The 22547-nt window shown below is 37.4% G+C and carries 20 protein-coding genes; 18 read left to right on the forward strand and 2 right to left on the reverse strand.

What is annotated here, in order from left to right; all coding sequences use genetic code 11:
* Positions 1-454: 454 nt before the first annotated feature.
* From MW688_RS03410 to MW688_RS03455, 10 genes are all read left to right on the forward strand, one after another.
* Positions 455-619, forward strand: coding sequence for a hypothetical protein (locus MW688_RS03410; protein ID WP_486734513.1), 165 nt, complete (start codon positions 455-457; stop codon positions 617-619).
* A complete protein-coding gene (locus MW688_RS03415; RefSeq protein WP_486734514.1) occupies positions 612-2135 on the forward strand; it encodes a VMAP-C domain-containing protein in 1524 nt (507 codons plus the stop codon). Before MW688_RS03410 ends, MW688_RS03415 begins: the two co-directional genes overlap by 8 nt.
* A 141-nt stretch (positions 2136-2276) precedes the next feature.
* Positions 2277-3272, forward strand: a complete 996-nt coding sequence (locus MW688_RS03420; RefSeq protein ID WP_486734515.1) for an AAA family ATPase — start codon at positions 2277-2279, stop codon at positions 3270-3272.
* A gap of 1189 nt (positions 3273-4461) precedes the next feature.
* A complete protein-coding gene (locus MW688_RS03425) occupies positions 4462-7566 on the forward strand; it encodes an SAV_2336 N-terminal domain-related protein (RefSeq protein WP_486734517.1) in 3105 nt (1034 codons plus the stop codon).
* Between the two features lie 156 nt (positions 7567-7722).
* Positions 7723-8073 (forward strand): diversity-generating retroelement protein Avd, encoded by a 351-nt coding sequence (avd, locus tag MW688_RS03430; protein ID WP_486734518.1) that lies wholly within the window; start codon positions 7723-7725, stop codon positions 8071-8073.
* 260 nt (positions 8074-8333) lie between these two features.
* Positions 8334-9608, forward strand: a complete 1275-nt coding sequence (gene iscB, locus MW688_RS03435) for an RNA-guided endonuclease IscB (protein WP_486734519.1) — start codon at positions 8334-8336, stop codon at positions 9606-9608.
* Positions 9598-9729: a hypothetical protein gene (locus MW688_RS03440; protein ID WP_486734520.1), complete on the forward strand. Its 132-nt coding sequence runs from the start codon at positions 9598-9600 to the stop codon at positions 9727-9729. The genes iscB and MW688_RS03440 overlap by 11 nt, the downstream gene beginning before the upstream one ends.
* A 161-nt stretch (positions 9730-9890) precedes the next feature.
* Positions 9891-10751 carry an RNA-directed DNA polymerase gene (locus MW688_RS03445; RefSeq protein WP_486734521.1) on the forward strand — a complete coding sequence of 287 codons (861 nt, stop codon included), beginning with the start codon at positions 9891-9893 and terminating at the stop codon, positions 10749-10751.
* A gap of 21 nt (positions 10752-10772) precedes the next feature.
* Complete coding sequence (locus tag MW688_RS03450; RefSeq protein ID WP_486734536.1) at positions 10773-10913, forward strand: SUMF1/EgtB/PvdO family nonheme iron enzyme; 141 nt, start codon at positions 10773-10775, stop codon at positions 10911-10913.
* A 51-nt stretch (positions 10914-10964) separates the two neighbouring features.
* On the forward strand, positions 10965-11957 hold the full coding sequence (locus MW688_RS03455) for a formylglycine-generating enzyme family protein (RefSeq protein WP_486734522.1): 993 nt from the start codon (positions 10965-10967) through the stop codon (positions 11955-11957).
* A gap of 196 nt (positions 11958-12153) precedes the next feature.
* Here the strand turns inward: MW688_RS03455 and MW688_RS03460 are convergent, their stop codons facing one another.
* Positions 12154-12633 (reverse strand): helix-turn-helix domain-containing protein, encoded by a 480-nt coding sequence (locus MW688_RS03460; RefSeq protein WP_486734523.1) that lies wholly within the window; start codon positions 12631-12633, stop codon positions 12154-12156.
* A 643-nt stretch (positions 12634-13276) separates the two neighbouring features.
* On the opposite strand from MW688_RS03460, the gene MW688_RS03465 reads away from it, so the two are divergent.
* The 5 genes from MW688_RS03465 to MW688_RS03485 all read left to right on the forward strand — a co-directional run bounded on the left by MW688_RS03465 (position 13277) and on the right by MW688_RS03485 (position 17980).
* Positions 13277-13480 carry a hypothetical protein gene (locus tag MW688_RS03465; protein ID WP_486734524.1) on the forward strand — a complete coding sequence of 68 codons (204 nt, stop codon included), beginning with the start codon at positions 13277-13279 and terminating at the stop codon, positions 13478-13480.
* A gap of 1120 nt (positions 13481-14600) precedes the next feature.
* The gene (locus tag MW688_RS03470; protein ID WP_486734525.1) at positions 14601-14993 is read left to right on the forward strand and encodes an allophanate hydrolase-related protein; all 393 of its coding nucleotides are present in this window, start codon (positions 14601-14603) and stop codon (positions 14991-14993) included.
* A gap of 22 nt (positions 14994-15015) precedes the next feature.
* A complete protein-coding gene (gene puuE / locus MW688_RS03475; protein WP_486734526.1) occupies positions 15016-15924 on the forward strand; it encodes an allantoinase PuuE in 909 nt (302 codons plus the stop codon).
* 8 nt (positions 15925-15932) lie between these two features.
* Positions 15933-16433 carry a 2-oxo-4-hydroxy-4-carboxy-5-ureidoimidazoline decarboxylase gene (gene uraD / locus MW688_RS03480; protein ID WP_486734527.1) on the forward strand — a complete coding sequence of 167 codons (501 nt, stop codon included), beginning with the start codon at positions 15933-15935 and terminating at the stop codon, positions 16431-16433.
* A 224-nt stretch (positions 16434-16657) separates the two neighbouring features.
* Positions 16658-17980: an allantoate amidohydrolase gene (locus MW688_RS03485; protein WP_486734528.1), complete on the forward strand. Its 1323-nt coding sequence runs from the start codon at positions 16658-16660 to the stop codon at positions 17978-17980.
* Here MW688_RS03485 and MW688_RS03490 read toward each other — a convergent pair.
* The gene (locus MW688_RS03490; RefSeq protein WP_486734529.1) at positions 17927-18883 is read right to left on the reverse strand and encodes a class I SAM-dependent methyltransferase; all 957 of its coding nucleotides are present in this window, start codon (positions 18881-18883) and stop codon (positions 17927-17929) included. The genes MW688_RS03485 and MW688_RS03490 overlap by 54 nt on opposite strands.
* Positions 18884-19204: 321 nt before the next feature.
* On the opposite strand from MW688_RS03490, the gene rfbF reads away from it, so the two are divergent.
* Genes rfbF through rfbH form a run of 3 tightly spaced genes read left to right on the forward strand, consistent with a single transcriptional unit; the run spans position 19205 to position 22513 of the window.
* A complete protein-coding gene (rfbF, locus tag MW688_RS03495; RefSeq protein ID WP_486734530.1) occupies positions 19205-20020 on the forward strand; it encodes a glucose-1-phosphate cytidylyltransferase in 816 nt (271 codons plus the stop codon).
* Entirely contained in the window at positions 20017-21150 is a 1134-nt protein-coding gene (gene rfbG, locus MW688_RS03500; protein WP_486734531.1) for a CDP-glucose 4,6-dehydratase, read from the forward strand. The genes rfbF and rfbG overlap by 4 nt, the downstream gene beginning before the upstream one ends.
* A 25-nt stretch (positions 21151-21175) precedes the next feature.
* Positions 21176-22513, forward strand: a complete 1338-nt coding sequence (gene rfbH, locus MW688_RS03505) for a lipopolysaccharide biosynthesis protein RfbH (protein WP_486734532.1) — start codon at positions 21176-21178, stop codon at positions 22511-22513.
* The last annotated feature ends 34 nt before the right edge of the window (positions 22514-22547 follow it).

Genomic DNA, 22547 nt, shown 5'->3' on the forward strand with positions numbered 1-22547 from the left:
CGAAACCCAACATCTTCCACCTTTGCCAAAATTTACTGATGAGGGAGAGGGGGAGAGGGGATTTCAGTAAAATTACTCAAGTAGCCAATAAAATGTATATTATTATACATTAATTTCTTAGACAAAATCTTAAAAAGCACTAATGCACAAGTTGCGAATTTTGTCAAGTATTGTATTAAGAAAGATGTTTATAAAGCATAGCTTATTAAGGGGGGTTTGGGGGGATCATGTATTTAATGAGCGGAACACTACAACGCTCACTTCTATAGACAGAGTAAAAATGTTATTATTGCTTAGGATAAAGGTAAGCCCAACAACTGCAAAGACTATTAATAGCTTTTTGTAATTCATCAATTTGGGCTCGATGCAGAATCCTCAAAAAGAAGTCATAGTTGATGTACAACATAGTCAATAATGATGATGAATAATAGATATACGAGCTACATTGAATTTCATGCCCAAAAAAGTTATACATGAACCAATTAAAACTTTAACCCTACAACCCCCAGAAAGTGAGTTTGAAATGTTAGAGAAATATTGCTATCAACAGGAACAGACTAAACTTCAGGTAATTCCTACCTTCATTAAGCGCTTGGCTAGAAAGGTGAGTGATGACTAAGCAGGAACTTTTAGAAAATCTGGAGAAATTAACTACTACACAGTTTAATAAGTTAATTTTTATTTCTGAAGTGCCTAAAGAGCTTTTAGCAGGCGAAAATACATCTCAAACCGAAAGAGCGATCGCATTGTTAGAATTAGCTAAAGCACCAGGTGGGATAGGCTTAGACAAAGTAGAGAAAGTTTTAAGACAGATAACTGGACAGAGTTATAACAGAGGTAATTATACAGGTAAGTCAATAACAGAAGAAGCCTTTTTAGAATTAATTGATCGGATTATGAGTCGTCAAAAGAAGCCTCTTGATAATAAACAAAGAGAAATAGTCAAAGGAATTTATCAAGATAAGACTTATGCTGAAATAGCAAAGTTATCTGGTTGTAATTCAACTAATATCAGCAGAACGATGTCTAAGAACGTTTTTCCGATTATCACAGATTATCTGAATCAAATTTATGAAACAAATATAAAAATAAATAAGAAAAACCTTTATGCAAATATTGAACGCTATTGTTATAAAGAGACGCAAAAGACAGAACAAATACTTCAAATATTTAAGTTAAATGAAATTGAGAAAGAAGAATCTAATAATTCAAATTCTATTTCTGAAATAAAACCATGTGATCATCAAAACTCATATCTAATTGTCAAAATTAAACAAAGTGATAATTCACTAATCAAAAATAATCCTCAATATAGAATAGAGAGTGCATTTTTTGTAAATTCATCGAACTATCCTCCTCAGGAACAAAAGCACTATGAATCTTTAAATAAGGTTATTGAATCTTACGAAATTGAACAACAAGAACAAAAAGGTGAAAAATATCAACAATATGTTTCTTGTGATTTGTTAAAGCCACTTTTGGGAAGATTAATAAAAAAATGTAGTGAAATGATAAATCCAGATAGTTATCTTACTATTCAGTGTTTTGTTCCCAACAATTTACTTTCTGTTAATTTTGATTGTTGGGAATATGAATTAGAAGAAGACTGTACTCAAATCCGCTTTGATTTTTCCCTCCATGTTCGTTCTCTTGACAGAATAGAAGAGAGTTCCTACATCCTACGAAACTTTAAGGAGAAATGGGAAAGTAAATGGAAGCAGATTCATCAAAATTTTCAGATAATAAATGAGAATTTGATTAATGAGTATCTACAAGATCCTAATAGGTATTTTAACGACAACTCAATTGTCTGGGTAAATATATGTACCTCAGATATTGAACAATTGAATACTCTCTGGCCAAAACTTATTAAAGGGGGAATTCCAATCGCCCTTTGGTCGCGTTGCTATCAAAATTGTCAAACTCATCGCCAAGAAATTAATAACTTAGTTCGTAAATGTGGGGGGATGGGAGAAAAACTCTTTGAAGTGATTAAACATAGAAGAAGTCAAGCCTCCTCTGTTATTGATCATGACTCCAATGATTTGGGACATCATCTATCATTACTGTGGGAAGATCCTAATCTGATTCCTCCTTTTACTAAGGTAACATCTCCTAATTTCGGTAGATTATAGCAGTAGTTCGTGTTAACTATTTAGATTTACAGATCCCCCCTTCCCCCCTTACCAAGGGGGGCTTTTCATCATAACTGTAAACATCTATTTGCAAGCTTGCTATATCATAAACTTTATATATTTATATAGGAATTACTATTTATGAGTCAATGGCGAATTTTCAAAGGTAATAATACTGAACCTCATTCCGTGACCAAGTGGCCAGATATTCCCCCCTGGCGACGATTTTCTCAAGACCAAGATACACAAAGTGATCAACGGGGAAAGTCCTTTGTTATTGATGACCAAGATAAACAAGGACAAAGAATTATTGAGACGGTTAATGCAGGGATTTATTTACGTCGTCCTATTCTAGTTACTGGAAAACCTGGTACAGGCAAAACTTCTTTAGCTTATGCGATCGCAGAAGAACTTCAACTAGGTAAACCTTTAGTTTGGCCAATTAATACCCGTACTACCCTACAAGATGGACTCTACTATTATGATGCGATCGCCCGTCTACAAGATTCACAATTAGAGGAAAATAAGCCAGATATTGGTCATTATATTCGTTTAGGACCATTGGGTACAGCTATGTGTCCGAGGGATCAACCTCGGGTTTTATTAATTGATGAGATTGATAAAAGTGATATAGATTTACCTAATGATTTATTAAACTTATTTGAAGAAGGAAAGTTTGAAATTCCTGAATTATCAAGATTAGTTAAGAGAAATGCTAATGCAACTGTAGAGATACAAACTGATGACGGAGAATGGGAACCCGTTGTAAGAGGTGAAATTGTTTGTCGCCAATTTCCTATTATTATTATGACCAGTAATGGTGAACGAGATTTTCCCCTTCCTTTTAAGCGTCGCTGCTTATCTCTAGAGATGAAACCGCCAAGGAAAGAACAATTAGCAAAAATAGTCAAAGCCCATTTTGAATTGGATAAAAACGAGAGTCTCAGCGAAGAAATTTTGAAGTTGATTGATAAATTTATGGAAATAAGAGACACTAATAAAAAAGAAATAGCAACAGATCAATTACTAAATGCAGTTTTTATTATCTTGGGAAGAGATAATAACCCAACTGAAGCAGAAAAGGAATCTTTGCAAAAACTTCTTTTTACTCCATTAACAGAAACAGGAGACAAGTAATATTTCTCGATAGAAAGCAGGGAGCAGGGAGCAGGGAGCAGGGAGAAAATTTTTAAGTAAAATTACTTAATTTCCTAAATAATGTATTTTTTTATACATTATTTTCTTAAACAAAATCTCAGATCCCCCCAACCCCCCTTACCAAGGGGGGCTCAAGGTGGCTTGTCGTCACCTCGTTTTTAGCATTTATTTTTCTATATTTTATTAAACAAAATCTCAAAAAGCACAAAATCACAAGTTACTGTTTTTATCAAGTTTTGTGTTAAGAAAGATGTTGATAAAGCCCCCCTTAGTAAGGGGGGTCAGGGGGGGATCATTTATCTAATGAGCGGAACACTACAACCAGGGTGGAGAAACAAAGATGTTGATAAAGCCCCCCTTAGTAAGCTATCCTTTATAAGGAACTCTGAAATCCTTGTATAGCAGGGAGCAGGGAGCAGGGAGCAGGGAGAGGGGTTTTAAGTAAAATTACTTAAGTTGTGGATAAAATGTATATTACTATACATTAATTTCTTAGACAAAATCTCAAAAAGCACTAAATCACAAGTAGCGGCTTTTGTCAAGTTTTATGTTAAGAAAGATGTTTATAAAGCCCCCCTTAGTAAGGGGGGGAAGGGGGGGATCATTAACCAGGGTGGAGAACCTGCTAATATCAAATTGATGAAAAAATGCTAAAAATATAGAAGGCGATTAGATCCTCCCAACCCCCCTTAGTAAGGCGATTGCCCTAGATTAGATCCTCCCAACCCCCCTTAGTAAGGCGATTGCCCTAGATTAGATCCCCCCTTCCCCCCTTACCAAGGGGGGCTCAAGGTGGCTTGTCGTCACCTCGTTTTTAGCATTTATTTTTCTATATTTTATTAAACAAAATCTCAAAAAGCACAAAATCACAAGTTACTGTTTTTATCAAGTTTTGTGTTAAGAAAGATGTTGATAAAGCTCCCCTTAGTAAGGGGGGGTCAGGGGGGGATCATTAACCAGGGTGGAGAAACAAAGATGTTGATAAAGCCCCCCTTAGTAAGGGGGGTCAGGGGGGGATCATTAACCAGGGTGGAGAACCTGCTAATATCAAATTGATGAAAAAATGCTAAAAATATAGAAGGCGATTAGATCCCCCCAACCCCCCTTACCAAGGGGGGCTCAAGGCAATACTGCTCGGTTAACAGAAAATTTTCGCTCATTCTACTACATGTCCAATAACACCTTAAAAAGTCTAGAACAGTTAATTAATGCTTTCCAAACAAAAGAATATGATTTGGATAGTTATCAAATAGCTGACATTCTCTGGTTATGGCAACAAAAACAACAGGACCAGCAAGATTCCTCAGAAACACCTTCAGATGATTCTCCAGATACTGATCCTAAATCTAACGATACTAATGCTGAAGTTAAAAAAACTACACTTGTTCCTCAAGGTCTCCCCATCACTCTCCCCTCAAACAAGCAATCATCACCACCAGACGGGGATAAAAAGGAAACTGAAGCAAATATAACTGATACACAAGATACTCAAACAGAAAGCCTACCAATTTCTGCACCAGATACTGCCTTTTTACGTAATACCTTGCTTTTGAGTAGAGTAGCACGACCTTTGATTCAAAAAATTGACTCAGCTACACAAGAAGAACTGAATATCAAAAGAACTGTTAAAGATACTGCTGAATATAGTTTAGGGAATCAAAAAGAAAACAAAAAAAGTAGACTAACCATCATTCCTGATTATAAACCTCAAAAAGTTCGCTCTCTAGATGCTGTCTTAATTATTGAAGAATGGGCATCAATGATACTTTGGAAAGAAATGGCTACGGAAGTACGAGATTGGCTGCAAAGACTCGGTGCTTTTAGAGATGTTAAATTATATCGCATGGGATGGAATGACAAAGTAAAACAAGTTGAAATTAAGCCTCTTTGGAGTCAAGTTCAAACCCTATTTTATAAAGACTTAAATCATCCTAGAGGTGAAAGACTGATTTTATTCTTTAGTGATTGTACCTCTCCAGCATGGTACCAAGGAAATTACAATCAAGTCTTAAAAGAATGGGGAGAAAAACAACTAGTAACACTTCTTTCTCCGTTTCCAGAATCATTATGGGAAAGAACAGCCCTTAGTCAAGGATGGCGGGTACAATTGCAAAATGAATCTCCTCGTCAGTCACTAAAACAGTGGTCTGTTAAAAATATTCCTGACTTACTGCAAATTCAACTTGAACTTGAATGTGAGGAAGAGAACAAAAATCAACCAAACATAACCTCAGAGCAATATGAACAATATATCAAAGAAAAAATTGAATCAGATTATTTTCCTTTGCCTATTTTATCTTTAACTCCTCATTCTTTGGCAGCATGGTCACAAGTTGTTAACGGAAATTATCAAGCAGCTTGTGCTGGCAGATTATTAAATATTTCCCCCCCAACCAATTTACCTAATTCTGGACAATTAGAGCAATCAGATATCATTTCTCCTGAGAAAGACCCAGAAACAGCGATTAAACTCTTTGAAAATACCTCTTCTTATGGTGCATGGGAACTGATCAAAAAGTTATCCGCAGTTCCTATTAATTTATCAGTTATTCGTCTGATTCAGCAACAACTCATCCCCTATTCTATCCCCTCAGATGTGGCAGAAGTTCTTCTTAGTAATCTTTTGAAGACAAAGAAAGTATTTGATTTTAATATAGACCCCAATACCCTGGAATTTGAATTTGTGGGCAAAGTTAGAAAAATTTTACTCGAAAAATTAGGTAAAACTAGAGCCATTGAAGTGATTGCTACATTATCTGATTATATTGCTGAGAAAATTGGGTTAAATACCAGAGAATTTCAAGCTAGATTGTTAATTAATCCTCAAAAATTTAGGCAAAACCAAGGAAGTTCTCTTATTCGTGCTTTTGCTCTAATTTCTGCTGAAGTATTCAGTCAATTTGGTTCAGAATATCAAGAATTAGCTGAACAGTATAAACTTAGTGGTGAACAAATGGCCTGGGATGATTTATTTCTAGAAACATCCCGAAAGAGTAAATGGATTATCTTTTTAGAAGACATGGCTAAACAGTACAACTTGACAAATATCGAAACTCAATTGTTAATAGGGATATTTGCCGAAGAAAATAGTACTAACTCCATAACTCAAATCTCAAAAGACTTGAAGATATCTCCTTCGGCTATGGGTCGCATCTATCGTAAAATTGAAGAGCAACATCCTGATTTATTTATTAATTCCCCTCGCAATAAATTAAAAACCCTACAACAATTTTTACAATCCCAATATAATTCTCCAAAACCACCTCAGACAGAATGGATTACTTATGAGGAAACCATCGAAGTAGTAACGGTTAAAATACTCCATGAATTTACTTCTGAAACAGTATTTGTCAATAAACGAGGTGAAACTATTGAAACTCGACCGATTGAAGTTTACTATTACGAGGAAATCTTAGATGAAGTGGAAACTGGAGAAGATAATAACTCTATTCGGATGGTTTATATTCCTCCAGGAGAGTTCTGGATGGGAACGCCAGATGAAGAAATAGAAAGACTTTCTCAACGCTTTGGAGATGATTATTTTAAAGAGGAAAGCCCTCAACATCTGGTTAAAGTTCCCTCTTTTTACATGAGTCAAACTCCTATCACTCAAGCACAGTGGAGGGCGATCGCTTCTCAAACTGCTCTGAAAGTTAATTTAGATTTAGATTCAGATCCATCATGGTTCAAAGGCGATAATTTACCTGTAGAACAAGTTAGTTGGGAAGAGGCTGTAGAATTTTGTCAAAGGCTATTTAAACTCACGGGAAAAGCCTATAAACTGCCTAGTGAAGCTCAATGGGAATATGCTTGCAGAAGTCAAAAGTATCAAGTGGGAAATAAGAAGGAAAAAGAAGCACAAGCAGAGTGGAATGAGAACTATCATCAACCTTTTCATTTTGGAGAGACGATAACTAGCGATTTAGCTAATTATGATGGAACTTATACCTTTGCCGAGGAAGAAACAGGAGAAGATAGAGGAAAAACTACTCCAGTAGGATTATTTCCTCCCAATGGGTTTGGATTATATGATATGCACGGGAATGTGTGGGAATGGTGTGAGGATGAGTATGCAAATAATTATGAAAATACACCAAGAGATGGCAGTGCTCATAGACAAAAATCTATGAAATATATTGTGCTGCGTGGTGGTAGTTGGCTCTTCGGGCCACTATATTGCCGTTCGGCGAACCGCGACATCAATGCTTCGCGCGACTACCGCAGCTACGATATTGGTTTTCGTATTGCGTATGTGGCCGAGGAGACTTCTTGATTCTTTACTCTGTTTCTCTTTTGCCCTTTTCTCTGTGTCTTTTGTACTTTGAGAAAGTCGCACTTTGTGCGACTCGCGCTATTTTTTCAAAAATCTTATATTATTAAGTTTTGTAACAATAAATAAAGTGTAGAAATATTAATTGATTAGTTAACGATGAAAGAACTATCTGTAATTGAGAAAAGCCGTGATTTACTTAAATACTATGTACCGATAATTGAGCGTTTACCTAAAACCCATAAATTCACCCTTGGGGATAGAATGATAAATCATCTATATGAAATCCTAGAAGGATTAATTGAAGCTAAGTATGTCACCAATAAATTAAATATTCTCAACAAGCTGAATGTTAAGCTAGATATAATTCGCAATCAAACTCAGCTACTTTTAGAATTTGAGCTAATTTCTTTAAAACGTTACGAATATGTTAATCAACTAGTTAATGAAGTAGGTATACAATTAGGCGGATGGATTAGACAACAAAGTAAAAGAGTAATGAAAAATTGATATGAAACGTTGTCAACGACCCACCGTTAAACCCTAACGGGTTATAACGGGGGCTTGTGAAAGCCCTTAAGTTGACCAGTCTAAGCCCTTAGATGGCTCCCGTTTCAAAAGCGATCAAACCCTTGAATGCGTGCTAGTTTAAGGCCCTTTGGCTAACAATTAAACATCTCTAACTGGGTTAAGGAAGTGTTGTTGGCGTAAAAAACTTTAGAAACATTGACGAAGCAAACATTACCCCATTTTTGGGAGATTTAAGAAAAATGTCAAACTTTGTTTTTGTGTTAGATACAACCAAAAAACCGTTAAATCCTGTTCATCCAGCACTGGCAAGACGGTTGTTAAAAGAAGGAAAAGCGGCAGTGTTTAGACGCTATCCATTTACTATTATTTTGTTTGAGGAGGTAATAGAAAAACCTAAAAATATTACTCTTAAATTAGACCCAGGTTCTCAATTTACAGGTATTGCTTTAGTTCAAGAAAATCAAGTAATTTGGGGAGCCGAATTACAACATCGGGGTCAACAAATAAAAGATGCTTTAACTTCAAGAAGACAATTAAGAAGAGGTAGAAGAAGTCGAAAAACTCGCTATCGTCAACCGAGATTTCTAAATAGGAAACGTCAAGAAGGTTGGTTACCCCCAAGCTTACAACACAGGGTATACACCACCTTAACTTGGGTCAACAAATTAATGAGATATTGCCCTATTAATTCTCTAGCAGTTGAGTTGGTAAAATTTGATTTACAAAAACAAGAAAACCCTGAAATAAGTGGGGTTGAATATCAACAAGGAACCCTTTACGGTTGGGAAGTTAGGGAGTATCTATTAACTAAATTTAATCACACTTGTACATATTGTGGAGCAACAAATAAACCCTTTGAAATTGACCACATTCAACCCAAAAGTAAAGGAGGAAGTGACCGAGTATCAAACTTAACCTTAGCTTGTCACGACTGTAATCAAGCTAAAGGAAACCAGGAGATTAAAGACTTTCTTAAGGGTAAAAATGACTTAGTTAATCACATTTTAAAACAAGCAAAAACACCCTTAAAAGATGCAGCAACAGTTAACTCTACTCGGTGGAAACTTTTTAATTCTTTAAAAGATTTAGGTTTGCCTTTAGAGACAGGTAGTGGTGGTTTAACTAAGTTCAATCGGAAGAGATTAAAAGTGCCTAAAACACATTGGCAAGATGCCGCTTGTGTAGGAAAAGTACCTGATAATTTAACCTTTAAAACTAATCAACCTTTACTCATTAAAGCAACGGGACACGGGACAAGACAACGATGCCGTCCTGACAAATTTGGCTTCCCTAAAAGTCATGCGCCTTGTGCTAAATTCTTTCAAGGTTTTCAAACAGGGGATTTAGTTTCAGCATCAATTCCTAAAGGTAAATTTAAAGGGGACTATGTTGGCAGAATTGCGATTAGATTTCGTCCTAGTTTTGTCCTACAATGTGCTGAGAAGAAGTTTGATGTCCACCCAAAATATTTAACTCATATTCAGAGAAATGACGGTTATAATTATGCTTTTTGATAAAGATGCCCTATCGGGCGTTAAGAAAATTGGTGGCGATTCCTCTCCCGCTAACCCTAGCGGGTCTAACGGGAGTCCCCTCGCCACATTACAGATGGAAATCTCTGGACAAAAATCATAACTTTTGAAAACCTTTATCATTCAGCAAAACAGGCTCAAAAGGGTAAAAAATATCGAGATAACGTCTTAAAATTTAACTATAATCTAGCTAATGAGCTTTTTAAGCTTCATAAAGAGCTGAAAGATAAAACCTATCAACCGGGAGAGTATCGTACCTTTCACTTGAGAGACCCTAAAAGTCGCTTAATTTCTGCTGCTCCCTATCGAGATAGAGTTGTTCATCACGCTTTGTGTAATGTTATTATTCCTATATTTGAAAAAACCTTTATTAAAGATAGTTATGCCAATCGCCAAGGATATGGCACACATAAAGCTTTAAAACGTTTTACAGAATTTGCTCGTTCTAGTACCTACGTACTTCAGTGTGATATCAAGAAATATTTCCCTAACATAGACCATGAAATTCTCAAAGCAATGATGCGTCGCAAAATAAAGTGTCAAGACACCTTGTGGCTAATTGATTTAATCATTGATAATAGTAACGAACAGGAAGCACCAATTGAGTATTTTGTTGGGGATAATTTACTAACTCCCATACAACGTCGGCATGGACTACCCATTGGCAATCTCACCAGTCAATGGATGGCGAATATTTACCTGTCGGGGTTTGATCATTTTGTTAAAGAAACACTCCAGGTAAAAAAATACCTGCGTTATGTAGATGATTTTGCTCTTTTTTCTGATAATCTAGAATTTCTTCAAGCTGCTAGACTAGAGATTGAAAATTACTTAGCAACTCTAAGATTAAAAATTCATCCAATTAAAAGTCAATTATTCTCAACTCAGGTAGGTGCAAACTTTTTGGGATTCCGTATTTTCCAAAATAGAATCAGAGTGAGAAATCAAAACATCCATAGAGGCAGAAGAAGAATAAAACAACTGCAAAAAGACTTTTCATCAGGTAAAATTAGCAAAAGAGATGTTTTAAACTCCCTTAATAGCTGGAATGCTCATCTTGAACATGGAGATACATGGCGATTGAGGCAACAGATATTCAACTCCCTTGAATTTGTCAGGGACTGAAGAGGGGATAGACGAACTCGACTGCGTGGTGGTAGTTGGATCAACAATCCACAAAATTGCCGTTCGGCGAACCGCAACAACAATACGCGCGACAACCGCAACAACAATATTGGTTTTCGTATTGCGTATGTGGCCGAGAAGGCTCTTTCATGCCAGAGTTGACAGGTGGGAATCTGTTAAGAGTGTGATCTAAGAGTCTAGTCTATTCCAGTGATGCTGGTAACGGTATCCAAAAAGAAAACTGAGGTAGAGAGTTTGGTAGGTGAACAACTGAAGAATTCTCTATCTCTCCTCTCTAGTGTTAAAAAAATGCCTATTCTTATTCAGCATAAAGAAAAAAAGCAAATTACAATTTATCAACAGCCATTAGGAAACGATGTAAATATAGAATTAGTGAAAATCCCCACAGGAAGCTTCATTATGGGCGCACCAGCCACAGAAAAAGGAAGTAGAGAGGACGAAAGACCCCAACATCTAGTAACAGTTCAAAGTTTTCTGATGGGACGTTATCCAATTACTCAAGAACAATGGAAAGCGATCGCCATCAGAAAAGAGTTAAAAGTGAATGTTGATTTAGAAGAAAGAATAGACCCTTCAGAGTTTAAAGAAGATTACAAAGGCATATCGAGATGGAAAAGACCTGTAGAACAAATTAGTTGGACAGAAGCAGTAGAATTTTGTGCCAGATTATCAAAATTAACTGAAAGAAATTATCGTTTACCAACAGAAGCCCAATGGGAATACGCTTGTCGAAGCAAGAATTATGAAGTAGGAAACATGAAAGAAGAGGAGGCAATCAAAGAATGGAATCGAAAATATCATCAACCTTTTCACTTTGGAGAGACGATAACTAGCGATTTAGCTAATTATAAGGGGACTAGTACCTTTGCCGAGGAAGAAACAGGAGAAGATAGACAAGAAACTACTCCAGTAGGATTATTTCCTCCCAATGGATTTGGATTACATGATATGCACGGGAATGTGTGGGAATGGTGTGAGGATGAGTATGAGGATAATTATGAAAATACACCAAGAGATGGTAGTGCTCATAGACAAAAATCTATGAAGTATATAGTATTGCGTGGTGGTAGTTGGTTCATCATTCCACGGAATTGCCGTTCGGCGGGCCGCAACCTCAATTCGCGCAACCTCCGCTACTTCGATATTGGTTTTCGTATTGCGTGTGTGGCCGAGGATGTTTTGTAACTCTTTACTCTGTTTCTTTTTTGCCCTTTATCCTTCCGGCGATTTATTTTTATAATAACCATTTGATTATATATGGTATTTATAAAGAAGCAGGGAGCTTCAAAAGCTGGGAGAGAAAGGCTTTCAACCTTTAGAGGAGATAGAAAAATAAGTACACTTTGAAAACCGGATTTAGTATCAGATCTTGTATCTTACCCTAATAACCTAAATCCAGGTCTTGAGACTCCTTAGCTAACTCATCAAGGATTGCCTCTTGCCTTTGCTGTTCTGTCTGCTTGTACTGCATGACATCCTGTGCTTTGACTCGGCGATAGACACCAACCTTGCGTGAGGGGATAATCCCTTCATCCAGAAGCTTAACTAAGTAAGGACGGGAAACATTGAGAAGATCTGCTGCTTCTTGAGTTGTCAGTTCAACTTCGTGAGGCAAAAGTGTCACGGCCTGACCATGACTTACTGCATTTAAGACATCTACAATCAAGCAGAATATATCGCTTGGGATGGTAATTTGGGTATCTTTCAAAGGAGGATCAATGACCTCAACGGTAATCGTCTCGGGCGGATTTTCCACCACATCACCAAAGGATTCTAACGCCCTTGTTGCTAAAACAACTGCATCAGGTGTTGGCCTGTAGGGGGAAATTGATCGGGATTTGGTCATAAAACGGCCATCCATTCTTTATACATCTCTATTATTATTGTATTGATCAATCAAAATAGGCGCAATAGTCGAAGCAGGCGAAACACCTTCAGAGATAGTTTAATCCCAATCACGGCAAAGGATTCTCACATCCTTAACTCAGATCTTGCATCTTTACCTAATGTTACTGGTTGTGGTTGAGTAATGAGTAATGAGTAAAAGAATTAATGCTAAACGCTTAAAAATTAATTCTCGCCTGTTGGCCAATTTCTGTACTTTTTTAGGAGTGCTTTGATATGAGGTTGAGATATAAATATTTCGGTAACTCACATCACTCGCGCCAGTACTTATGTACTAAATTATTGTGGTCATCTATGGCCCCATAAGCAAAGGGAAAAAGTTCATTTCTCTTTCGTTTAAGAAAAGCATCAGGAGAACAAAAATACTGAATATGTCTTGAGTGTCAACCAATTTTTAAGGGCGATCGCATTAATTCTTTTACTCATTACTTATTACTTCAACACTTATTACGTTAAGACTTCAAGACTCATTACTCATTACTCATTAGATGACCGATTAATCCGAAAAACGGTTACTTATCAAAATGACTTAAAAATACTTGTAGATAATCCAGTAAAATGGCTCATAAAAATTAATCAAATAAAAGGAGAACAAGAAAATGACCCCAGTTGAGTTAACTCAAAAAGGATTTAAGGTGTTAGTGGAAGCTTTGGGATATGTAGATGCTGTCAGGTTTCTTCATCAGTTTTACTGTGGTAATGGAGACTACACTAAAGAACGTCATCAGTTGTTAGATTCTTTAACGATGGATGACATCTTAGAGGATATTAAAAAACTCCAAAATAATAAGATTCCTCGATAGTGAAATAAATCGGTTTTGTTGCAAAGAGTCTTTAACTCAGATCTTGCATCTTTACCTAATGTTACTGATTGTAGTTGAGTAATGAGTAATGAGTAATGAGTAATGAGTAAGAAGTAATGAGATTTGAAGTCTCTAAGTAATAACCTTTGAAGTCTTAAAGTAATGAGTTAAAGAATTAATGCTAAACGCTTTAAAATTGATTCTCGCCTGTTGGCCAATTTCTGTACTTTTTAGGAGTGCTTTGATATGAGGTTGAGATATAAATATTTCGGTACCTCACATCACTTGCGCCAGTACTTATAGCAATTCTCATACTGGTGAGGTACAGAGGTTATCCTTTTGAGGCAGGAGGCACCGAGGCAGGAGGCAGGGAGCAGGAGGCAGGGAGAAAGAGAGTTTTTAAGTATTTGCATCAATATCCTAAATGATAACTAATTAAACGGACTTGATATAATAAGCTATCCTTTATAAACATCTTTCTTAACAAAAAACTTGACAAAAAACGTAACTTGTGATTTAGTGCTTTTTGAGATTTTGTCTAAGAAATTAATGTATAGTAATATACATTTTATCCACAACTTAAGTAATTTTACTGAAATCCCCTCTCCCTCATCAGGTGGAAGATGTTGGGTTTCGTGCCTCAACCCAACCTACAGGCTACCTTCTTACTCATTACTGAAATCCCCTCTCCCTCATCAGTGGAAGATGTTGGGTTTCGTGCCTCAACCCAACCTACAGGCTACCTTCTTACTCATTACTCATTACTCATTACTCATTACTCATCTAACGGTGCGTTACGGGCTTCGCCCTAACACACCCTACTAATGCTGCTCCCTGCTTCCCCTCTCCCTGCTCAGAAGCTCAGAAGCTCAGAAGCTCCCTGCTTCCCCTCTCCCTGCTCAGAAGCTCCCTGCTATACAAGGGTTTCAGAGTTGCATATAAAGCATAGCGCAGGTTCGGGGGGTTGGGGGGATCATTAGTGATCAATGTTGTTAACACGAACTACTGCTATAACTTTGGGTAAAGATGCTTTGGTCTGAGTTGATCCGAGATTTTTTTACAAAACTTTGCTAAACTGTATACAGTATACAAACCTAGTAAAAAAACAAAGGGAGAGACTATGAAACGTGTATTTATATGTGGTTCAGCCCTGAGAGGACAACCAGATCACCAAAACCTACAAGATGCAAAATTCATCAAAGAAACAACTACTAAACCCTGGTATCGCCTTCACTCAGCAGGAGACGGTTGGCATCCAGCTATATACCAAGTCTCAGAAGGAGGTATTTCTATTCCTGGAGAAATATACGAATTAACCGAGGAGCAATTTGAGTATTTAGCAAGTAACGAACCTCCCAACATGTACCCAGCAGAAGTATACTCAAACGATGAAGAAACCTTAATTGCATTTCTCTACCCCCAAGAATTAATCGAGAAGTATAACTGGCCAGATATTTCCCACCATGGCGGCTGGGCAGCTTACAAAGCAAGTCAACAGGCAGTTAAAAGCTAAACAGTAATTATCAAGTAACTATATGACATCATCCTATCCCCGAGACATGATTGGCTACGGGCAAAACCCCCCTAACCCTCAATGGGTAAATAATGCCCGTATCGCCGTACAATTCGTAATTAACTACGAAGAAGGTGGGGAAAACTCAATTTTACACGGAGACCAATCATCAGAAGCCTTCTTATCAGAGATAGTGGGTGCAGAACCATTTATGGGTATCAGACATATAAATATGGAATCTTGCTATGAATACGGTAGTAGAGCAGGATTTTGGCGTTTACATCGTCTTTTTACCCAAAGAGGAATCCCCGTAACAGTTTATGGAGTAGCTATGGCTCTAGAACGTAATCCAGAAGCAGTGGCAGCAATGATAGCAGCAGACTGGGAAATAGCTACTCATGGTTACCGATGGATTGATTACCGCTATTTTTCAGAAACAGCAGAAAGAGAACATCTAGAAACAGCGATCGCCATTCACACCAAAGTAACTGGAAGTAGACCTCTAGGTTGGTATACCGGAAGAAATAGTCCCCATACTCGTAAATTAGTAGTAGAAGAGGGGGGATTTCTCTATGACTCTGATAGTTACTCAGATGATTTACCCTACTGGGTAAATGAGTATGGAAAACCCCATTTAGTTATTCCCTATACTCTGGATAATAACGATATGCGCTTTGCTACTCCCCAAGGTTTTAACTCAGGAGACCAATTCTATACCTATTTAAAAGATGCCTTTGATATGCTTTACGCAGAAGGAGAAACTGCACCAAAAATGATGAGTGTAGGTTTACATTGTCGCTTATCTGGGAGACCAGGACGCGCTACTTCTTTAGCTAGGTTTCTTGATTATGTGCAAAAACACGAACAAGTCTGGTTATGTCGCCGGATTGATCTTGCCAATCACTGGTATAAGTATCACCCACAAGGATAGAAATAATTATGGTAACACTATCAGAACTCAATCAAATGAATCAAGAGACTTTTACCAATACCTTGGGGGAGATTTTTGAACATACGCCAGAAATTGCCACTCAAACTTGGTATCAAAAACCTTTTGATAGCATCGCCAGCTTACACCAAACTATGGTAGGGGTAGTTAACCAAATGAGTGAACAAGCCCAATTAAAGCTGATTACAGCTCATCCTGACTTAGGTAGTAAAGCCAAAATGGCTGAAGCCTCTGTAAAAGAACAAGCAGGAGTCGGATTAGATCGCCTTTCACCAGAAAAGTATGCACATTTTCAACAGTTGAATCAAGCTTACAAAAACAAATTTAGCTTCCCATTCATTATTGCTGTTAAAAATCATACCCAAGACTCTATTTTAGAATCTTTTCAATCCCGTTTAGAAAACAGTCTAGATGAGGAGAAAAAACGAGCCATCCAAGAAATTAATCAAATTGCTTGGTTTCGTTTAGAGAGTTTGATTGTTCCCGAATAATCTGGGAAAACTTAACTCAGACCAAAGCATCTTTACCTAATGTTACTGGTGGAGGTTGAGTAATGAGTCTTGAAGTTTTGAAGTAATGAGTTAAAGAATTAATACTCAACGCTTAAAAATTTAGTGAAATTCCCTATTTTGTGGCTTTGTATACAGTATACAAAGCAGGGATAACTAACACTAGAAAAGAAGAATAAACAATTACCCTTTGATAAATATAAAGAATGATAGTTCAAAATAATCCTAATATATCTACATCACCTTTACGTATCAACGGCGATCGCCTAAACAATCGCATTGCAGAACTAGCTCAAATTGGTAAACTAGCTAATGGTGGAGTTAGTAGAGTTGCCTTCACACCAGAAGACTTACAGGCGCGACAACTAGTTAAAGCTTGGATGAGAGACGCAGGAATGGAAGTGCGTATAGACACCGCAGGAAATATGATCGGCAGATATGAGGGGAAAAATCCAGAACTAGGCGCCATAGCCACAGGATCCCATATTGATACAGTACCAGTGGCCGGACACTTTGATGGAGTTTTAGGAGTATTAGCCGGAATTGAAGTGGTAAAAACCCTATCAGAAAAAAATATAAGATTAAATAACCCCATAGAAGTAATTGTTTTTACCGATGAGGAATGTACAGTTATCGGTTGTAAAGCCATGGCAGGTAACGTAGTTAACGACTCTGATGCCTACCGTCGTCGCGATGGCACTTCGATTGAAAGCTGTTTAGCTAAAATTGGCGGAGATTGGTCAAGAATCAAAGAAGCACACCGCAAGCCAGGAGAAATTGCCGCCTTTGTAGAATTACATGTGGAACAGGGGGGAGTATTAGAATACGAAGGTAAACCCATCGGCGTAGTTCAAGGGGTTGTGGGACAATATCGCCTAGCTGTGAAGATCGAAGGGCGAGCTAATCACGCAGGAACTACACCAATGAATATGAGGAAAGATGCTTTAGTAGCAGCTTCTGAAGTGGTACTAACTGTAAATCGTTTAGCTACAGAAACTCCAGGAGAACAAGTAGCCACAGTGGGATTTTTAGAAGTTTCTCCCAATGCCGTAAATACAGTACCAGAAAGAGTCAATTTAGCCATTGATTTACGGGATTTATCTCAAGATCATCTTGATTATATGATCCTAGAGTTGAAACATCAACTCCATGCTATTGCTAAGAAAACTGGGACACAAATTACCCTGGATACTTTGCTTCATGTTTTACCTACTTTAGCAGAACCAGAAATTATGGATATAATTGCTCAAGTATCTAAAAATCTCAACTTAGACTATACTTATCTACCAAGTCGTGCTGGACATGATGCACAAGAAATAGGTCGTTTTGCAGATATGGGCATGATTTTTGTCCCTAGTAAAGAGGGGATTAGTCATTCAGAAGATGAGTATACAACTCCTGAAGAATGTACCCAGGGTGCTAATGTGTTGTTACATACTTTTATGGCTATAGCAGCAGAGTTTGACCCTAATTATTTAAGTAGTAACAGTTTTAGTGGCAATAATGCCGCGATGGCGGGGATCAACTGAGGTTGTGTTTAAATGTTTTAAGCCAGCTTCTGTTAAAGCATCTTCCACATTAAAAGTATAATATTCATCGCTCCAAGGTTCAGTACTTTTCATCAGTACAAATAAAGCAGGAGGGAGATTTTGAATCACAGGCGATCGCGGATTGTTATCAGTAATAGCAAGACAACCGCCTGGTTTCAGAATTCTTGCCGCCTCTTTAAAAATAGCCTTGGTAGCTTCATTTGGTAGCTCGTGCAACACATACTGTATAGTAATTAAATCAAAGTAATTGTCAGGAAAATCAGTCTTTTCAGCTTGATTATGACACCATTGACTGATTTCACCCTCACTATCTAAAGTAGATGCCACTGCCAACATGTAGGGAGATAAATCTAATCCTACAGTATTGATTGGGGTTTCTTGCTTAGCTTGATAGTATCTATGCAAACTTAGAGTAGAAATACCTACAGAACAGCCCAAATCGAGAATGTTAGTAATCTCTTTGGGAGTATACTGAGAAACTAATTGATAGAAATTGTTGCGGAGTTTAGCTTGGGCTTCTTGCCAGGTTAAATCTTCCCCTTTCCAAACTCTCAAAGCCATAGCATAGGTAGCAGAAGGTGCCTCTAAAGCCGCTTGCCAACAGAGGTTACCCTGGGAGTAGGCATGAAAAGGCAATTGATAGTAATCGGGATAAGTAACGGCGGGTTTGGTAAAAGATTCTAGTTGTGATTCTACCCCCTTAGCCTGTAAAGCTTGATAATTTTGACGCCAGGAAATACCCTTTTTTTCAGCAGTTTTAATAATTACTTGTCTAGCTTGGTATTTCATCAAGGCGTAAATGGGTTTAGTATTAATCAAAAGATTGACTAGTTTTGATAACCAGTCTTCTCCTGCCCAATCTGGTTTAAGTTTTGCTTCCATATTTAAGTTTCAGCTTTTATTTATATGCTGATTATATTTTGACATTCTTCGACTCTCCTAGACTCAGATTTTGCATCTTTACCCAAAGTTACTGGTTGTGGTTGAGTAATGAGTAATGAGTAACGAGTAACGAGTAACGAGTAAGAAGTCTTGAAGTAAGAGGAATATGTAAAAAAACGTCAAATATTTAACAAAGTTTTAGCCAGGAAAAACTTAGAGTAAACCATTGACATTAGGACGTGCCTATGACATTAATGGAAAACAAGCTTAGCAGCTCTATAGTAACTATGCTACTAAACAGTTATTTAATATGGTAATTTTATGACCCTCCAACCTGAAAAATTAGCAGAAATTCCCGTAGCGATTTTGTGCGGCGGAAAAGGAACTAGATTAAGAGAAGAAACTGAGTTTCGTCCGAAACCAATGATATCTATCGGCAGATACCCAATAATCTGGCATATCATGAAAACATATTCCCACTATGGATTTAAAAATTTCATGCTTTGTCTAGGATACAAAGGAGAAATGATCAGAGATTACTTTTTTAACTATGACTGGAATCACAACGACGTACTTTTAGAATTAGGAAAAAAACAAGTAACAAATCTCAATCAGGTCCATGATGAGGAAGATTGGAAAATCTGGTTAATAGATACTGGACAAGAAACTATGACAGGTGGACGTTTAAAACGTCTAGCACCCTACATAGAGAGAATGGGTAGCGATATTTTTCTAGCTACTTATGGAGATGGCGTCTGTAACGTGGATGTTAGTAAAGTAGTGGAATTTCATCGGCAACATGGCAAACTGGCAACATTAACAGCAGTTCATCCAGCTTCGAGATTTGGTGAATTGATAATTGAAGATAATTTAGTAACTCGCTTTCAAGAAAAGGCACCAGTTAGTGAAGGGATGATTAGTGGTGGCTATTTCGTTTTAGACCGCAAAGTTTTAGAGTTCATTGAAGGAGACGACACAATTTTTGAAGCGGAACCATTGAAAAACTTAGCAGAGTTAGGACAACTAGCAGTATACCAACACGAAGGTTTTTGGCAATGTATGGATACATATAGAGAAATGGAGATATTAAATAATCTCAATAATAGTGGTAAAGCACCATGGAAAGTATGGGAATGAATTCATTTTGGCAAGGGAAAAAAGTTTTCCTGACGGGACATACAGGTTTTAAGGGGTCTTGGCTATCTCTGTGGTTACTTAACTTGGGGGCACAAGTAAGGGGTTTAAGTCTAGCACCTGAGTCAGTATCATTATTTAATCAATTAGATTTAGCAAGTCAACTAAGTCACTATCTAGGAGATATCCGAGATATAGATTTAGTCAAAAGATTAATTAAAGAGTGGCAACCTGATGTGGTTTTTCATTTAGCAGCTCAACCTTTAGTAAGGCGCTCCTATATAGAGCCTGTAGAGACATGGGATACAAATGTAACAGGAACAATTCATGTACTAGAAGCTCTAAAACAACTAGATAAACCCTGTGCTGCCGTTCTAATAACCACAGATAAATGTTATGAAAATCGCGAATGGGTATATGGATACAGAGAAAATGACCCCTTAGGGGGTTATGATCCCTATAGCTCCAGTAAAGCAGGAGCAGAAATAGCGATCGCATCTTGGCGTAATTCTTTTTTTACTAGAAAGCAAGTTCCTGTAGGTATTGCTAGTGTGAGAGCAGGAAATGTAATTGGCGGTGGTGATTTAGCCGAAGACCGTATTGTGCCTGATGCAATTCGCTCTCTAGTTAAGCAAGAGCCTATACCAGTAAGAAATCCCCAAGCCACTAGACCATGGCAACACGTCTTAGAACCCCTAGGCGGCTATCTCCTCCTAGCTCAAAGGATATATGAGGAATTAGACCAGCACCTTGATAACTCCTCCTCATCTAAAACCCTAGAGCAATTGTGTGGGGCTTTTAACTTTGGACCACCTTTAAGCTCAAATAGAACCGTTAGAGAACTAGTAGAATGTATTTTACAACATTGGAATGGCTCCTGGATTGATTGCTCAGACCCCCAAGCAGTACACGAAGCTAAGCTCTTAAACTTAGTAACCGATAAAGCGTTTCATAGTTTAAAATGGCAGCCTGTCTGGAATTTTGAGCGCACAGTCAAAGAAACAGTAGTTTGGTATCGTGAAGCTAATAAAATAGATAAAGGTAAAAGTACTGAATTTCAAGATTTAACAATACAGCAAATTCAATCTTATCAAGCCGACATCGCTAAACCAAAACTATCTGTTATTGAATAAATAATCAACAAAAAGAGGTTTTTTCATGACTACATCCTTCCCTAAACAAGAAACTACAGAACAACAATTAAGAGAAGAAGTTTTTGCCGCAGTAAAATCCTATTATAAATATAAATTTGAATCTCGCTCATTTTTACCAGGAAAAACCTATGTTCCTGTTTCAGGAAAAGTATTTGACGACCAAGAGTTACTTAAGTTAGTTGATTCTTCTCTAGATTTTTGGTTAACTACTGGAAGATATGCAGCAGAATTTGAACAAAAATTCGCTGAATGGATGGGAGTCAAACATTGTTTACTAGTAAACTCAGGCTCCTCAGCTAATTTAGTAGCATTATCAGCCTTGACTTCCAGTAAACTTGGAGACAAAAGACTACAACCCCAAGACGAAGTAATCACAGTAGCAGCAGGATTTCCCACCACTGTTAATCCTATTTTTCAAAATCAGTTAGTACCAGTATTTCTAGATGTTAAACTGCCGAGTTATGAAATTGATGTAGAGCAACTAGAAGCCTCTCTATCTCCAAAAACTAAGGCAATCATGCTCGCTCATACCCTGGGAAATCCCTTCAATTTAGAAGCAGTAATGGCTTTTGCGGAAAAACATGATCTCTGGGTAATCGAAGACAATTGTGATGCCGTAGGCAGTACTTACCAAGGCCAAAAAACTGGTACTTTTGGTCATCTGGCTACTATTAGTTTTTATCCAGCTCATCACATGACTATGGGAGAAGGAGGCGCAGTCTTAACTAATGATTCTCGTTTGAAAAAAATAGTCGAATCTTTTCGAGATTGGGGAAGAGATTGTTGGTGTCCTCCAGGAGTTGATAATACTTGTGGTAAACGTTTTGCTTGGCAATTGGGTGATTTACCCTTTGGTTATGACCATAAGTATACTTATTCTCATATGGGCTACAATTTGAAAATGACTGATATGCAAGCAGCAGTGGGAGTAGCCCAATTAGATAAGTTACCAGAATTTATAGCTAAACGTCGTGATAATTTTAAGTTTTTATCAGAAAGACTTACAGATTTACAAGATTTTCTCACTCTACCTCAAGCAACGCCTAATTCAGATCCAAGCTGGTTTGGCTTCCCTATCTTTGTTAAAGAAGAAGCTCCATTTAGTAGAAATGATTTAGTTAAACATCTCGAAGAAAAACGCATCGGGACTCGTCTGTTGTTCGGGGGAAATTTAGTGCGTCAACCCATTTATCAAAATTTAAATTATCGCATCGTCGGTAACTTAGATAATACTGATAAGGTAATGAATTCTGTATTCTGGATTGGAGTTTTTCCTGGTCTGACAGAAGAGATGTTGACTTATGTAACTACTACTATTCGTGAGTTTTGTCGTAGCTACTAACAAGATTGTGAAACATCCTACTGAAAAGGGAGAT

The sequence above is a fragment of the Johannesbaptistia floridana genome, assembly GCF_057440575.1.